The organism is Agromyces sp. H66, from assembly GCF_004959775.1.
Lineage (GTDB): Bacteria > Actinomycetota > Actinomycetes > Actinomycetales > Microbacteriaceae > Agromyces.
Window position 1 is genome coordinate 419,825 of the sequence record NZ_SJZG01000001.1, and the last position, 14,678, is coordinate 434,502.

General features: G+C 71.3%; 11 protein-coding genes, 1 tRNA gene and 1 other RNA gene. 6 read left to right on the top strand and 7 right to left on the bottom strand.

Annotation, left to right across the window (positions count from 1 at the left end):
* The first annotated feature begins 20 nt into the window (after positions 1 to 20).
* Together EZM51_RS02035 and EZM51_RS02040 are read left to right on the top strand one after the other, a co-directional pair.
* Positions 21 to 1,931, top strand: a complete 1,911-nt coding sequence (locus EZM51_RS02035; RefSeq protein ID WP_136706528.1) for a helicase HerA-like domain-containing protein — start codon at positions 21 to 23, stop codon at positions 1,929 to 1,931.
* Positions 1,928 to 2,578: a GNAT family N-acetyltransferase gene (locus EZM51_RS02040; RefSeq protein ID WP_136706530.1), complete on the top strand. Its 651-nt coding sequence runs from the start codon at positions 1,928 to 1,930 to the stop codon at positions 2,576 to 2,578. Before EZM51_RS02035 ends, EZM51_RS02040 begins: the two co-directional genes overlap by 4 nt.
* A gap of 46 nt (positions 2,579 to 2,624) precedes the next feature.
* On the opposite strand, the gene EZM51_RS02045 is transcribed toward EZM51_RS02040, so the two are convergent.
* Positions 2,625 to 3,233, bottom strand: coding sequence for a hypothetical protein (locus EZM51_RS02045; RefSeq protein WP_136706532.1), 609 nt, complete (start codon positions 3,231 to 3,233; stop codon positions 2,625 to 2,627).
* Positions 3,234 to 3,426: 193 nt separating this feature from the next.
* On the opposite strand from EZM51_RS02045, the gene EZM51_RS02050 reads away from it, so the two are divergent.
* Positions 3,427 to 4,431, top strand: coding sequence for a patatin-like phospholipase family protein (locus EZM51_RS02050; RefSeq protein WP_136706534.1), 1,005 nt, complete (start codon positions 3,427 to 3,429; stop codon positions 4,429 to 4,431).
* Between the two features lie 71 nt (positions 4,432 to 4,502).
* Here the strand turns inward: EZM51_RS02050 and EZM51_RS02055 are convergent.
* Positions 4,503 to 4,590 (bottom strand) — tRNA-Ser (locus tag EZM51_RS02055).
* Positions 4,591 to 4,723: 133 nt separating this feature from the next.
* Here EZM51_RS02055 and ffs point away from each other — a divergent pair.
* Positions 4,724 to 4,820, top strand: an RNA gene (ffs, locus tag EZM51_RS02060) — signal recognition particle sRNA small type.
* 563 nt (positions 4,821 to 5,383) lie between these two features.
* On the opposite strand, the gene EZM51_RS02065 is transcribed toward ffs, so the two are convergent.
* Genes EZM51_RS02065 through EZM51_RS02075 form a run of 3 tightly spaced genes read right to left on the bottom strand, consistent with a single transcriptional unit; the run spans position 5,384 to position 8,720 of the window.
* Complete coding sequence (locus EZM51_RS02065; protein WP_136706536.1) at positions 5,384 to 6,334, bottom strand: NAD-dependent epimerase/dehydratase family protein; 951 nt, start codon at positions 6,332 to 6,334, stop codon at positions 5,384 to 5,386.
* Positions 6,331 to 7,302: a bile acid:sodium symporter family protein gene (locus EZM51_RS02070; RefSeq protein ID WP_136706538.1), complete on the bottom strand. Its 972-nt coding sequence runs from the start codon at positions 7,300 to 7,302 to the stop codon at positions 6,331 to 6,333. The genes EZM51_RS02065 and EZM51_RS02070 overlap by 4 nt, the downstream gene beginning before the upstream one ends.
* Complete coding sequence (locus tag EZM51_RS02075; RefSeq protein WP_211195788.1) at positions 7,299 to 8,720, bottom strand: NAD(P)/FAD-dependent oxidoreductase; 1,422 nt, start codon at positions 8,718 to 8,720, stop codon at positions 7,299 to 7,301. Before EZM51_RS02075 ends, EZM51_RS02070 begins: the two co-directional genes overlap by 4 nt.
* 191 nt (positions 8,721 to 8,911) lie before the next feature.
* Here EZM51_RS02075 and pta point away from each other — a divergent pair, with 191 nt between their 5' ends.
* Together pta and EZM51_RS02085 are read left to right on the top strand one after the other, a co-directional pair.
* Positions 8,912 to 11,164: a phosphate acetyltransferase gene (pta, locus tag EZM51_RS02080; protein WP_136706542.1), complete on the top strand. Its 2,253-nt coding sequence runs from the start codon at positions 8,912 to 8,914 to the stop codon at positions 11,162 to 11,164.
* Positions 11,161 to 12,423, top strand: coding sequence for an acetate kinase (locus tag EZM51_RS02085; RefSeq protein ID WP_136706543.1), 1,263 nt, complete (start codon positions 11,161 to 11,163; stop codon positions 12,421 to 12,423). Before pta ends, EZM51_RS02085 begins: the two co-directional genes overlap by 4 nt.
* Positions 12,424 to 12,565: 142 nt before the next feature.
* Here the strand turns inward: EZM51_RS02085 and EZM51_RS02090 are convergent, their stop codons facing one another.
* Together EZM51_RS02090 and EZM51_RS02095 are read right to left on the bottom strand one after the other, a co-directional pair.
* Positions 12,566 to 13,798 (bottom strand): NAD(P)-binding domain-containing protein, encoded by a 1,233-nt coding sequence (locus EZM51_RS02090; RefSeq protein WP_136706545.1) that lies wholly within the window; start codon positions 13,796 to 13,798, stop codon positions 12,566 to 12,568.
* A 75-nt stretch (positions 13,799 to 13,873) separates the two neighbouring features.
* Positions 13,874 to 14,482: an OsmC family protein gene (locus EZM51_RS02095; protein WP_136706547.1), complete on the bottom strand. Its 609-nt coding sequence runs from the start codon at positions 14,480 to 14,482 to the stop codon at positions 13,874 to 13,876.
* Positions 14,483 to 14,678 lie beyond the last annotated feature (196 nt).

Genomic DNA, 14,678 nt, shown 5'->3' on the forward strand with positions numbered 1-14,678 from the left:
TCCGTCGCTAGGATCGGCTCATGTCCGACGACGCGGTGAAGCAAGCACAGGAGGCGGCCGCTGCAGCGGCCGCGGCGGCGGAAGCGCTGCAGGCGCAGGCCCAGGAGGCGATCCGCAAGGCGGAGGAGGCGGCGGCGCTCGCGCAGGCGGCACTCGACGCGCAGCAGCGGGCCGCAGAGGAGGTCGCTGAGCCTGTCGAAGCAGGCGAGACCGACGCATCCGCCCCTTCGGCGAGCTCTGGGAACGGAAGCACGGCCACCGCCGCCGGCGCTCGGCCCGCGACATCCGGCCCGCTCGACGATGCCCAGGTCTCCGCGATCCGCGACGGCTACGCGTTCGAGGCCGCGGCCCTCGAGATGGGCGCGCTCGTGAACGGCGAGGCCATGCCGGATGTCCCGGTGCGCATCCCGATCGCGATGACGAACCGGCACGGGCTCGTCGCGGGCGCCACCGGCACGGGCAAGACGCGCACGCTCCAGCTGCTCGCCGAGCAGCTCGCTGCGCACGGCGTCGCGGTGTTCGCGGCCGACATCAAGGGAGACCTCTCGGGCCTCGCGACTCCGGGTGCGGCGAGCGACAAGCTGCTGCAACGCACCGACAGCATCGGACAGGCGTGGGGCGCGGCATCCTTCCCGGTCGAGTTCTTCTCCCTCGGCGGCATCGGTCGCGGCGTGCCGATCAGGGCGACGATCTCGGGCTTCGGCCCGCTGCTGCTCAGCAAGGTGCTCGGCCTCAACGACACGCAGGAGTCGAGCCTCGCGCTCGTCTTCCACTGGGCCGAGGACGCCGGCATGGCGCTCCTCGACCTCGAGGACCTCCGCGCCGTGCTGCAGTACCTCGTGAGCGACGAGGGCAAGGCCGAACTCGAGCACCTCGGCGGGCTCTCGAAGGCGACCGTCGGTGTCATCCTCCGCGAGCTCGTCGCGTTCGCCGAGGCCGGCGCCGACGTCTTCTTCGGCGAACTCGAGATCGACACCGCGGAGTTCCTGCGCGTGGCGTCCGACGGCCGTGGCATCGTGAGCCTGCTCGAGGTGCCGGGCGTCGCCGACCGGCCCGCGCTGTACTCGACGTTCCTCATGTGGTTGCTCGCCGACCTCTTCAACGACCTGCCCGAGGTCGGCGACCTCGACAAGCCCAAGCTCGTGTTCTTCTTCGACGAGGCGCACCTGCTCTTCAAGGACGCCTCGAAGGACTTCCTCGCGCAGGTCGTGCAGACCGTGCGGCTCATCCGCTCGAAGGGCGTCGGCGTCTTCTTCGTCACCCAGACCCCGAAGGACGTGCCCGGCGACGTGCTCGCGCAGCTCGGCTCGCGCGTGCAGCACCAACTGCGCGCGTTCACGCCCGACGACGCGAAGGCGCTGCGCGCCACCGTCTCGACGTACCCGAAGTCGGGCTACGACCTCGAGGAGACGCTCACCATGCTCGGCACGGGCGAGGCCATCATCACGGTCATGAACGAGAAGGGCGCACCCAGCCCCGTCGCCTGGACCCGGATGCGGGCACCGCAGGCGTCGATGTCGCCGAGCCCGGATGCCACGATCGAGGCTGCCGTGGCGGCATCCCCCCTGCAGGCGAAGTACGGCACGCCGATCGACCGTGAGTCGGCGCACGAACTCCTCACGGCGAAGATGAACGCCGCCGCGGCGGCCGAGAGGGCCGCTGAGGATGCCGCCGCCAAGGCGAAGGCCGATGCCGAGTTCGCGAAGCAGCAGGCCGCGATCGAGAAGCAGCGCGAGAAGGAGCGGAAGGCCGCGCAGGCCGAGTACGAGCGGCTCATGAAACGCACCTCGGGCTCGTCGCGGTCGCGGTCGCGCAGCACGTCGACCCGTCGCGAGAAGTCGGCGCTCGAGGAGGTGCTCGGCTCTCGCACGACCCAGAAGGTGCTGACCGGGGTCCTGGAGGGCATCTTCGGCACGCGGCGCCGCCGATGAGCGCGCCGTTCATCCGCCCCTACCGGCCGGCCGATCGCGACGACGTGTTCGAGATCTGCCTGCGCACGGCCGCCGGCGGCGGGGACGCGACCGGGGTCTACTCCGACGACGCGCTCATGCCCGAGGTGTTCGCGCTGCCGTACCTCGAGTACGCACCCGACCTCGCGTTCGTGGTCGACGACCCTTCGACGGGCTCAGGGCCGCGCGGCAGCGGCCGGCGGGTGCTCGGCTACGTGATCGGCGTGGCAGACACGCGCGCCTTCGCCGAGTGGTGGAATCGCGAATGGGGCCCGGGCTTCCGCGAGCGGCATCCGCATCCGGGCCCGCCCACCGGGCGCAACCCGGGGTTCACCGAGGCGCAGCTGCTCGACGCCGGCGTCCACCCCGAACGCATGCTCATCGCCGAGGTCGACGAGTATCCGGCGCACCTGCACATCGACCTGCTGCCCGAGTTGCAGGGGCAGGGCTTCGGACGGCGGCTCATCGACACGTTGCGTGCTGCACTCGCCGAGCGCGGCGTGACGGCCGTGCATCTCGGCATGGACGCGGCGAACACCGGTGCCCGGGCGTTCTACGACCGGCTGGGATTCCACGAGCTCCCGTCGAGCCGGCCCGACGCGCCGCTGCTCGGGATCGCCACGCGCTGACGTCGCTCCGATCCCTGAGCGGGCGTGCCGCAGCGCGCCCGGCAGCTCAGCGGCTGAGCGACCGCCGCTCGAACCAGTAGAGGAGCTTCGGGTCGGTGCGGCGCAGCTCGGCGAGCGTGACCGGATCCGGTCGTACGATCTCCTCCACGCCGAGGATGCCGGCGACGCGGTCCATCGTCTCCGTGTCCCAGAACCGTCCGCGCATGCGGAAGACGCCCCGCCCCGCGCGATTCACCACGAAGAGCTCCTGGCTCGTGTCCAGGCTGTTGCCGCGGTAGAGCTGGATGCGCAGCACACCCGCGATGTCGCGCGCCGGGACGGTGTAGGTGCCGCCGAAGAATCCGCGTTCCACGATGCCGTAGCCGCTCAACTCCGCCTGGGTGCGCTGGTACGAGATCCATGCGGCGGCGATGAGCGCCGCCATGACGACGGCCGTCGAGGCGACGATGGGCCAACCACCGCGTGGATCGAGCAGCCACAGTTCCACCGCGAGCAGCGGGAGCACGAGCGCCACGACCGGCAGGCCGATGCTCCAGCCGAGGGTGCGACGCGGCCTCAGGGTGATGACCCTGAGGCCGGCGCCCCTTGCTGCCGTCGGCCCGGGGGAGGAGTCCCCTGCGTCCCCGCTCCTCGTGTCCATCGGTGCCGTTGACATCTCTCATATCTTCCGCGCCCGCTCTCGGTATGCGCTATTCGGCATTAATGAGGACATGGGGGCGGATGCCGCGGGATGCCCCGCGGTTCCGCGTGGGCGCCGCAGCCCCGACGTGGGCCCGGAGTAGCGTGGTTCGCAGCCGCGATGCCACGCCGATCCGGCGCGGCGCCGGAACGCGTGAGGAGTCGGCCCGATGCCAGAGCCCACACGAGTCGCACTGGCGCTCGGCTCCGGCGGCGCCCGCGGGTACGCGCACATCGGCGTCATCCAGGTGCTCGAGGAGCGCGGTTACGAGATCGTCGCGGTTGCGGGGAGCTCGATGGGTGCGGCGGTGGGCGGGCTGTACGCGGCGGGCGCACTCGCGGAGTACACCGACTGGGTCCGCACGCTGACGCAGCGGGACGTGCTGCGGCTGCTCGACCCGAGGCTCAAGGCCCCCGGGGCGATCCAGGCGGAGAAGATCATGTCACGCGTGAGCGACCTGCTCGGCGGCGCCCGCATCGAGGATCTGCCCATCGCGTTCACGGCGGTCGCCACCGACCTGATCGCCCGCCGGGAGGTGTGGTTCCAGCGCGGACCGGTCGACGTCGCGATCCGGGCTTCGATCGCCCTCCCGAGTTTCATCACGCCGGTCATGCTGAACGGCCGACTGCTCGCCGACGGCGGACTGCTCAATCCGGTGCCGGTGGCCCCCACCGCCGCGGCGCGAGCCGACCTCACGATCGCCGTGGTGCTGTCGGGCGAGGCCGCGACCGGCTCGGTGGTGCCGCAACGCGAGTCGGCCGAGCCGCAGCCGTTCGAGGACTGGTTCGATCGCTTCCGGCGCACGGCGGCCGGCGTGCTCGATCGGGACATCGTGCGGATGGTGACGAAGCGATTCTCCGGGGGAAAGGCCTCCGCGCCGCCCGCCGCCGAGCAGGGTGTCGAGGACGTGTTCGGCGAACTTCCCGCCGGGCTGCGCATGTTCGACGTCATGCAGCTGAGCATCGAGGCGATGCAGGCGATCGTCGGCAACTACCGACTCGCGGGATATCCCGCGGACCTGTACGTGACCGTGCCGAAGAACTTGGCCCGCGTGCTCGACTTCCACCGCGCCGACGAGCTCATCGCGCAGGGTCGCGAGTTGGCCATCGCCGCGCTCGACGGCCTGGCAGCGCGGGGCAACGGCGAGCCGGCACCGACGTTCGACGAGCGCTGACGGCTGGGATGGGAACGGCTGTGCCCGCGGTTCCGCGGGCTCAGTCGTTCACAATGTGCTGAGACATCACATGGCGGAGGATGGGGGATTCGAACCCCCGAGGGCTTTCACCCAACACGCTTTCCAAGCGTGCGCCATAGGCCACTAGGCGAATCCTCCGTGGGCGCGGCATCCGGGAACGCGCGCGACCTCATGAAATCGTACCCGACTTCCGGGGTGCCCATGTTCGCCCTGCTCCGAGCGACGGCGCTCCCGGGGTGCGCGGGCACCGTGCCGAGCGGGTAGACTTGACGACGGCTCCTCACGTGGCGCCATCCAGGCCAACTCCCCCAGGGCGGAAACGCAGCAAGGGTAACCGGGCTCTGGCGGGTGCGTGAGGGGTCTTTCTTGTTTCCGGCAGCGGGAGAGGTCCGTTGGATGCCGGCGGTCGGCCGCTCAGGCCGAGTGCAGCGTGCAGGGATGCGGGGTGGGGCCGATGCTCGCGCAGCCAGTTCTCGGTCTGCACGACGTGGGATGCCACGGCCGTCGCGGCGGCGGCAGGATCACATGCGACAAGGGCGTCGAGGATCTCGGTGGCTGCGGTCGCTCTGCGCCGTGATCGGGGGTCCGGCCGGAAGGTCGAAGAGCTGGTACGAGCGGGATCGTGATCGGAAGACGCGCAGCAACTCGGTGAGTGCGTCGTTCTCGCCGCTCATCGAGCGGCGCCGTCGCGAACGGCGTCGCTGAGCGGCCGGCATCCCGCTCCGCCCGACGTCGCGCCGGACGGTGCGGATGTCGCGGGGCGTCGAGTGTACGGTTGGCGCCCCATGCAGGGCGGCGAGTGCACGCTCGACGCGGATCGAGCGGGCGGTGCGGATGTCGCGGGGCGTCGAGTGTGCGGTTGGCGCCCCGTGCAGGGCGGGGAGTGCACGCTCGACGCGGATCGAGCGGGCGTCGCGTCGGCGACGCCCCCTCAGCGGCCGGCGCGCACCGCCAGGTACGCGTCGAACGCCTCGCGACTCGTCTTGGCCGGCGTGTACCCGAGCACCCGCTTCAGGCGCGTGTTGTCGAGCACGGGCCGGTAGCGCAGGAACCCCACGCGCTCGGGGCCGTGCACCGTGAGCCGCAGCGCATGGCCGACGCCGAGCACCGCCGTGAGCAGCCCGGACGGCACCGTGATGGCGCGTTTGCCCAGCGCCGCCGCGATCTCGGTCACCGTCACCCGGCCGTCGCCCGCGACGTTGAACGCGCCCGTCACGTCGCCCGTCGCGCCGCGCACGATCGCACCCACGACGTCGTCGACCCACACGAAGACGAACGGGCTCTCCGAGCCCGAGATCCGCAGGATGCGCGGTCCGTCCCAGAGGGCCGTGATCTGGTTGGCGACGGTCGGTCCGAGGATGGTTCCGATCCGCAGCACCACCTGTCCGAGCGACGGATGGTCCGTGCGATACGTCGCGAGCACCTCCTCGACGAGCCGCTTGTGCCGCGAGTAGCTGAACTCCTCGTTGCCGCGGATCGCGTCATCCTCCGTGAGCCACTCGGGGTTGTCGGCGTGGTAGCCGTATGCCGCACCCGACGAGGACACGACGATGCGCGTGACGCCGCCCGCCACCGCGGCATCGAGCACGTTTCTCGTGCCCTCCACGTCGACGCGGTACTCGACGTCCTCGCTCAGCCCGCCGGGATTCACGATGGCGGCGAGGTGCACGATCGTGTCGATCGCGTGGCGCTCGACCACCGAGGCGACGGCCGCGGCATCCGTCACGTCGCACGCCTCCACGACGACCCCGTCGGGCACGGATGTCGCGGGCGGCCGCACATCGCCCGACACGACGAGCCCGACCCCAGGATGCGCCGCGAGCGCGCGCACGGCGTTCGAGCCGAGGAACCCGCTGCCGCCGGTGACGAGGACGCGCCTCACGAGGCGACCCCGGACGCGGCCGCCGGGTCGCCGGGCGCGCCCGGTCCGGAGGAGCGCGCGGCTGCGGCATCCGCTCGCCTCGTGCGCCGCGCCCACAGGGTCGCGAGCGTGAGGCCCGCGATGATGTCCCAGATGCCCCACCAGCCGGCGACGATCGCCATGCCGCCGAGTCCGCCGAAGAACGAGAAGACGAGCCCGAGCCCGAGGCCGGCGTTGCGGATGCCGACCTCGAACGTGATCGCCTTGCGGTCGCGCACGTCGAGCCCGCCGACGCGTGCGCTCACGTAGCCGAGGCCGAGGGCCACGGCGTCGTGCAGGAACACGGCGAGCAGCACGATGCCGATGTAGGCCATGAAGATCGCCCAGTTGCCGGCGAGCGCCGCGACGATGAAGCCGACGAGGCCGATGAGGCTCACCCACCGCGCGTAGGGCTGCACCCGCGCGGCGAACCTCGGCCACAGCGCGCGGATGCCGAGGCCGGCGAGGAACGGCAGGCCGATGATGAGGAAGATGTCGAGGAGCATCTGCCAGCCGTCGAGGCTCACGGCGCGCACGAGCTCGCTCGCGGTCGGGTGGAGGCTGCCCCAGAACGCGAGGCTCAGCGGGAGCAGGAAGATGTAGATGACGTTCGCCACGGCCGTCATCGACACCGAGAGGGCGACGTTGCCGCGCGCTCGGTAGGTGAGCACCTGCGAGATGTTGCCGGGCGGGCAGCACGCCACGAGGATCATGCCGAGCGCGATCGATCCCTGCACGTTCAAGAGCAGCGTGAGCCCGAACGTGACCGCGGGCAGCAGCACGATCTGCGCGAGCAGGGCGATGATCATCGCCTTCGGCGCGCGCGCCACCGCCTTGAAGTCCGAGGGCGACGTGTCGAGCGCGATGCCGAACATGATGAGCCCGAGCACGATGTTCAGCGCGATCAGCGAGCCCGGCGTGAAGTTGAGGATGACGTCGTCGATGTTCATGAGCGGGTCCCCGCGGTCGAGGCGGACTGGTCGGATGCCGCGGGGCGACCACCGGATGCCGCGGGGCGACCACCGGATGCCGCGGGGCGGTCGGATGCCGCGGCGGCACCCGTCGCCGCGGGCAGCGTGCGGAGCATCCGCTTCATCGTGCGCCGGTAGGCGTCCTTGTTCACGTAGTACGACATGCGATCGAGCCCGAGGTACCGGTAGCCGCCCGTGAGGTCGGGCCACGGGGCATCCGCCGCCGTACGGAACCGGGCCGCCGCCTGGGGAGCCCGGCGCTCGGCCGCGAGGTAGGCCGCGATGAGCTCTGCCTGCTCGTAGCGGCCCTGCCAGCCGATGCCCGACGCCTCGATCATGCCGAGCACGAAGAGCCCGTTGAACGACGGCGGGAAGATGTTGAGGAACAGCTTCGGGGCCGCGGCGGTCCAGTCGAGGTGGGCGCGGTCGACGAACGGGTAGTCGAGCTTGTAGCCCGTGGCGAGCACCACGAGGTCGTAGTCGCCCGAGGTGCCGTCCGTGAAGTGCACGGTCTGCCCGTCGAAGCGGTCGATATCGGGCACGACCCGCAGGTCGCCCTGCCCGAGGTGATTGAGGATGAGCGTGTTCACGATGGGGTGCGACTCGTAGATGCGGTAGTCGGGCTTCGGGAAGCCGAACCGCACCGGATCGCCCGTGAACGCCCGCAGCACGCGCGTGTCGATGAACTGCTTGAGCCGTGCGGGCAGCGGCCGGCCCTGGTTGAGCGTGTCGGACGGGCGGCCGAACAGGTACCGGGGCACGAAGTAGTAGCCGCGCCGCACCGAGAGGTCGACGGATGCCGCGTGGTGCACCGCGTCGACGGCGATGTCGCAGCCCGAATTGCCGGCGCCGATGACGAGCACCCGTTTGCCGTCGAAGACCTTCGCCGACTTGTAGGCGCTCGTGTGCATGAGTTCACCCGCGAACTCGCCGCGGAAGGCCGGCACGTTCGGCTCGGCGAGCGTGCCGTTGGCGAGGATGACGCTCGAGTACTCGCCCGTGACGGTCTCGCCGTCGGCGGTCTCGGCCGTGACGCGCCAGCCGCTCGCCCCGCTCGCGTCGCCGTCGATCGGCTCGACCGCGGTCACGCGCGTGTCGAGGCGGAAGTGCTCGCGCAGCCCGTAGGCGTCGGCGTACGCCCGGAAGTAGTCGAGCAGCTCGCGATGGCCCGGGTAGTCGGCGGTCGAGGCCATCGGGAACTCGGCGAACTCGGTCGTGGTGCGCGACGAGATGAGGTGCGCCGACTCGTACATCGTCGAACGCGGGTTGTCGATGTTCCAGAGGCCGCCGACGTCGGGGCCGGCTTCGAACCCGTGGAAGGGGATGCCGGCGCGGGAGAGGGCGCGGGCGCCGGCGAGTCCGGACGGGCCCGCTCCGATGAGGGCGATGGGGTTCACGGTGGTTCCTGGGTCGGGTTCACGCCGTGAGGGATCGGCACGGCGATGTGCCCGATCAGCATAGGCGAACCGCGCACGGGATTCCGCACGGGGCATCCGACGTCGGCGTCGAGCGTGCAGTCAGCGCCCGGCGAGGGGCGTCGAGTGCACGTTCGGAGGGTGGCGCCGAGGCGGCTCGATAGGCTGGGCGCGTGGCGCACCGCATCTACATCTGCTCCGCCGAGGGCAACACGGGCAAGTCCACCGTCGCGCTCGGCACGCTCGACACCCTCGCGAGGCGGGCCACGCGCGTCGGCGTGTTCCGGCCGATCTCCCGCTCCACCGAGGAGCGCGACTACGTGCTCGACCTGCTCCTCGCCCACGACGGTGTCGTGCCGCTCGACTACGAGGACGCGATCGGCGTGGGCTACGACGACGTGCACGCCGACCCCGACGGGGCGCTCGCCACGATCGTGCGGCGGTTCAAGGCCGTCGAGGACCGCTGCGACGCCGTCGTCATCATCGGCTCCGATTACACGGATGTCGGGAGTCCGACCGAGCTCGGCTACAACGCGCGCATCGCCGCGAACCTCGGCGCACCCGTGCTGCTCGTGCTCGGCGGCCGGGTGAGCCAGGGGAGCGGCCGGTCCGAGCGTCTCGGCTACTCCGACGCCCGCACGCCCGAGGAACTCGCGCAGATCACCGAGCTGGCGCTGGAGGAGCTCGACCGCGAGCATGCGACGCTCCTCGGCATCGTCGTGAACCGTGCCGACCCCGACCGGCTCGACGAGATCGTCGAGCGTGTCGACGCCGCGTCGGCGGATGGGGCGGGGACGGCCGCACGAGGGGGCGCGTCCGCCGAGGCATCCCCTCGACAGGCTCACGACGGCGCTGCCGCCGTCTGGGCGATCCCCGAGGACCCGTTCCTCGTCGCCCCGTCGATGCGCACCGTCATGCAGGCCGTCGACGGCGAGCTGTATGCCGGCGATCCCGACCTGCTGAGCCGCGAGGCGCTCGGCGTCGTCATCGCGGCGATGTCGATGGAGAACGTGCTCACGCGGCTCATCGAGGGATCGGTCGTGGTCGTGCCGGGCGATCGCAGCGAGGTGCTGCTCGGCGTGCTCACGGCGCACGCGGCGGCGACGTTCCCCTCGATCTCGGGCATCGTGCTCAACGGCGGGTTCCCCCTGTCGGAGGCCATCGAACGACTCGTCGACGGGCTCAAGGCCGACCTCCCGATCATCCGCACCGAGCTCGGCAGCTACGACACGGCGCTGGCGATCACCCGGACCCGCGGACGACTGGCGGCCGAGTCGCAGCGCAAGCGCGACACGGCCCTCGCGCTCTTCGAGCGGCACGTCGACGGGCACGCGCTGCTCGACCTCCTCGACGTGGCCCGCGCCGAGGTCGTCACCCCGCTCATGTTCGAGTACGGGCTGCTCGAGCGTGCCAGGCGGGAGCGCAAGCACATCGTGCTGCCCGAGGGCTACGACGACCGCATCCTGCGCGCCGCGGCCACGCTGCTCGCGCGCGACGTCGCCGACCTCACGATCCTCGGCGAGGAGATCGAGATCCGCGCCCGCGCGATCGGGCTCGGCCTCGACATCTCGCGCGCGACCGTGCTCTCCAACCACGACCACGTGCTCGTCTACCGGTTCGCCGACGAGTACCAGCGCCGGCGGGCGCACAAGGGCGTCACGCTCGAGCAGGCGCGCGAGACGGTGCAGGACGTGTCGTACTTCGGCACCATGATGGTCGCGCTCGGGCTCGCCGACGGCATGGTGTCGGGGGCGATGCACACGACCGCGCACACCATCCGGCCCGCATTCGAGGTCATCAAGACCAAGCCCGGCGTCGACGTCGTGTCGAGCGTGTTCCTGATGGCGCTCGCCGACCGCGTGCTCGTCTACGGCGACTGCGCCATCGTTCCCGACCCCACCGCCGAGCAGCTCGCCGACATCGCCATCTCGTCGGCGCATACGGCGGCGCAGTTCGGCATCGAGCCGCGCATCGCGATGCTCTCGTACTCGACCGGCGAGTCGGGCACCGGTGCCGACGTCGACAAGGTTCGCCGCGCCACGGAGCTCGTGCGCGAGCGAGCGCCCGAGCTGCCGGTCGAGGGCCCGATCCAGTACGACGCCGCGGCCGACGTCGCGGTCGCCCGCACGAAGCTGCCGGAGTCGACGGTCGCCGGTCGCGCGACGGTGTTCATCTTCCCCGACCTGAACACCGGCAACAACACGTACAAGGCGGTGCAGCGATCGTCGGGCGCCGTCGCGATCGGCCCCGTGCTGCAGGGGCTCAACAAGCCCATCAACGACCTCTCCCGGGGTGCGCTCGTGCAGGACATCGTGAACACCGTCGCGATCACGGCGATCCAGGCGGCGGATGCCTCGGGGGGCGCGCTCCCCGAGGGTCGAGGAGGCCCGGAGGGCCGTCTCGAGACCCGAGCGGATGCCTCGTGAGCGTCATCCTCGTCATCAACTCGGGCTCGTCATCGCTGAAGTACCGGCTCATCGACGTGGCTGCGGGCGAGACACTCGCGTCGGGACTGATCGAGCGCATCGGCGAGGGGACCGGGCGCGCTGCGCACACCGCTGCGTCCCCTGGGCCGGTCGACGGGAGCGAACTCGCTTCGACGGGCCCAGCGAGCTCATCCGAATCGACGCGCGAGCTCCCGATCCGCGACCACACGGCGGCGTTCCAGGTGATGCTCGAGGCGTTCGCCGAGCACGGCCCGTCGCTCGAGGAGCATCCGCCCGTCGCGATCGGCCACCGGGTCGTGCACGGCGGCAAGCGGTTCTTCGAGCCGACGATCATCACCGACCTCGTGAAGATCAACATCGACGACCTCTCCGAGCTCGCCCCGCTGCACAATCCCGCCAACCTGCAGGGCATCGAGGCCGCCCAGACGATGTTCCCCGGCGTGCCGCACGTGGCCGTGTTCGACACGGCGTTCCATCAGACGCTCCCGCCGGCCGCCTACACCTACGCCATCGACGCCGACGTGGCCGAGAAGTACCGCGTGCGGCGCTACGGATTCCACGGAATCTCGCACAAGTACGTGTCCGAGCAGGCCGCCGAGTTCATCGGCAGGCCGCTCGCGGCGGTGAAGCAGCTCGTGCTGCACCTCGGCAACGGCGCGTCGATCACGGCGGTCGACGGCGGTCGTTCGGTCGAGACCTCGATGGGGCTCACGCCGCTCGAGGGGCTCGTGATGGGCAGCCGATCGGGCGACCTCGACCCCGCGGTGCTGTTCCACCTCCACCGCAAGGCCGGCCTCTCGTTCGACGAGCTGGACACGCTGCTCAACTCGCGCAGCGGACTGGTCGGCCTGTCGGGCACCCGGGACATGCGCGACGTGCTCGAGCGCCGCGGCCGGGGCGACGAGGCGGCGACCCTCGCCTTCGACGTGTACGTGCATCGCCTGAAGGGCTACGTCGGCGCGTACTACGCGCAGCTGGGCCGGGTCGATGTCATCTCCTTCACGGCGGGCGTCGGCGAGAACGCGGCGCCGGTTCGCGCCGCCGCGCTCGCGGGGCTCGAGCGACTCGGCATCGAGATCGACGCCGAACGCAACGCCGAACGGTCGGACGGGATCCGGAGGATCTCGACGGATGCCTCGGAGGTGACCGTGCTCGTCGTGCCCACCGACGAGGAGCTCGAGATCGCGCGCGAGACGCTCGCCGTCGTCGAGGCCGGCCCGCCGGGAGCCGGCAGCTGACGAGCGGCGTGCGTCGTACGGTGCGGGCGGCCCCCCGACATGTCCACTCCAGCGGATATACGATCCGCCGCGCCGCGGCGCGGCGGTGCCGCCCGGGGTGGCGGATCATATATCCGCAGAATCGTTCGCGGCTGCAGCGCGGTCACGCCGTGAGCGACGCCGAGGCGCGGGCGTGCGCCAGTTCGGCCACCATCGCGGCATCCGCCCCCACGCCGTCGATGAGGCTCGAGCGGCGCGTGCGCTGGAAGCGGAGGCCGAGGGCCATGAGCCCGGGCAGCTCGGTCACGCCGTAGCGGTGCCGGAGCTCGCCGTGCGCGTCGAGGACGCCCGGCGGCAGCCAGCGGTAGTCGCGGCGATAGCCCGAGGCCCAGATGACGGTGCGGATGCCGCCGCCGACGAGGTCCACGGATGCGGGCGCCTCGGGCGGGATGAACGGCACCGGACGAGAAGCGGCGGCGACGTCGAGCCGGTCGCGATCGATGACGCGGTCGATCCGGTCGAGCGTTCGATGCATGCGGCGGTCGGCGGCCGCCACCCGATCGCGGAGGCCCGCGTCGAAGTGGGCGGCACGCCCGTCGGCGCCGACGAAGCGACCGACGAGCTCGACGCCGTGGGCCGCGAGGGAGGGCAGGTCGATCGTGCGCAGCTCGCCGCCGACGAGTTGCATGGACGGCTCGCGCAGTGCCGCGACCGGATCCGGCATGTCGTCGATGCGACGGTCGAGTGAGCCCATCAAATCGAGCCACTCCATGATGTCGGCGCCCCGGTAACGGCGCGGCAGGCGCAGGTGGCCGCCGACGGCCAGGACCACGCGGCGGCCGGCGCGTCGCAGTTCGTCGGCGAGCTGCACGCCCGTCGCGGACGCGCCCACCACGAGCACTCCGCCCGCGGGAAGCGACGCCGGGTTGCGATACCGGTCGGGCGTGATGGAGTGGATCGACGGATGCAGGCGCGTCGCCTCGGCCGGACGCGCCGGCACGTCGCACCATCCGGTCGCGATGATCACGTTGCGAGCCCGCCGGAGACCGGATGTGCTCGAGACCTCGAGCCATCCTCCGCGGAACCGCAGCGCCTCGACCGTGACCCCGGATTCGACGGGGGCGGCGAAGCCACGGGCGTAGTCCCGCAGCAGCGTGGCGAACTCGGCCGTGGACATGAACCGGTCGGGATGGGGGCCCGCGTACCGGTGACCCGGCAGTCGCGTCATCCAATTCGGCGTCAAGAGCGTCTGGGAGTCCCAGCGGCGACCCAGCCAACGCTCGCCGACCGCGCTGCGCTCGAGCACGACGTGCTCGTGGCCGCGGCGGGTCAGTTCGTGGCTCGCGGCGAGGCCGGCCTGGCCGGCCCCGATGATGACGGTGTCGATGTGTCGCATGGCAGTGGCTCCTCTTCGGATTCCGCGGGATCGAGGAGCGGCCCGAGAGGCCGCTCCTCGATCCGTGCGGCCGACTCAGTCGGTGACGACGTCGATGCTGATGGGCACGCCGTTGGTGAGCACGTCGTACACCGCCGAGCGGCGCACGGACTGCTCGAGCACGGAACGCAGCTTCTCGGGCTCGTCGCCCTTCATCGTGAAGGTGAGGCGCAGGCCCGAGTAGCCGTTGCGCACGTCGTTGTCGAGGCCGAGGAGCCCCAGCACGTTGATGTCGCCCTCGACCGTCGACGAGACCTCGGTGAGGTTCACGCGCCGGGCGGCGGCGATGTTCGCGATACCCGCGGTGAGGCAGGCCGCGATCGCGTGCAGCAGGTACTCGACCGGGGTCGGGGCGTTGTCGGCGCCGACGAGCACCGTCGGGTGGTCGGCCTCGAGGACCGTCGGCCGGCGGTGCTCCATCTCCTGCTTGGCGCCGTAGAAGCCGTGGATGACCGAGCGGTTGTGGGTCCCCTTGAGCCAGGTGTTCTCGGCGCGGAACTGGAACTGGGCGATCTCCGGGTCGCTCTTCACGACGTCCAGCGTCGCGAAGAGTGCCGTCGTGTCGACGCCGTTGCGGACGCCCGACTGCGGCGCGGTCGCCTCGGCGGTGTCCACGGTCTCGGTGGTGATGGTGTCGGTGGTCATGGTGTTCTCCTCGGTTCGGTGTGTTGTTCGGTGGTAGGTGTTCGGTGGTGCGGTCGGCCGGCAGGCGCCGCGGCGGCCGTGACGAGGTCCGTCACGGCATCCGCATGCGGTCGACGGGCATCCGGCGGAATCCGTCGGTGGCGACCGCGCGCACGGTGGCGCCGATCGCGGCGAGGGCCAGGAGGCCCACGATGGT

Coding starts and splice junctions, on each gene's coding strand:
- EZM51_RS02040 (WP_136706530.1), top strand. CDS start 1,928: ATGAGCGCGCCGTTCATCCGCCCCTACCGGCCGGCCGATCGCGACGAC.
- EZM51_RS02035 (WP_136706528.1), top strand. CDS start 21: ATGTCCGACGACGCGGTGAAGCAAGCACAGGAGGCGGCCGCTGCAGCG.
- EZM51_RS02090 (WP_136706545.1), bottom strand. CDS start 13,798: ATGCGACACATCGACACCGTCATCATCGGGGCCGGCCAGGCCGGCCTC.
- EZM51_RS02045 (WP_136706532.1), bottom strand. CDS start 3,233: ATGTCAACGGCACCGATGGACACGAGGAGCGGGGACGCAGGGGACTCC.
- EZM51_RS02070 (WP_136706538.1), bottom strand. CDS start 7,302: ATGAACATCGACGACGTCATCCTCAACTTCACGCCGGGCTCGCTGATC.
- EZM51_RS02050 (WP_136706534.1), top strand. CDS start 3,427: ATGCCAGAGCCCACACGAGTCGCACTGGCGCTCGGCTCCGGCGGCGCC.
- EZM51_RS02095 (WP_136706547.1), bottom strand. CDS start 14,482: ATGACCACCGACACCATCACCACCGAGACCGTGGACACCGCCGAGGCG.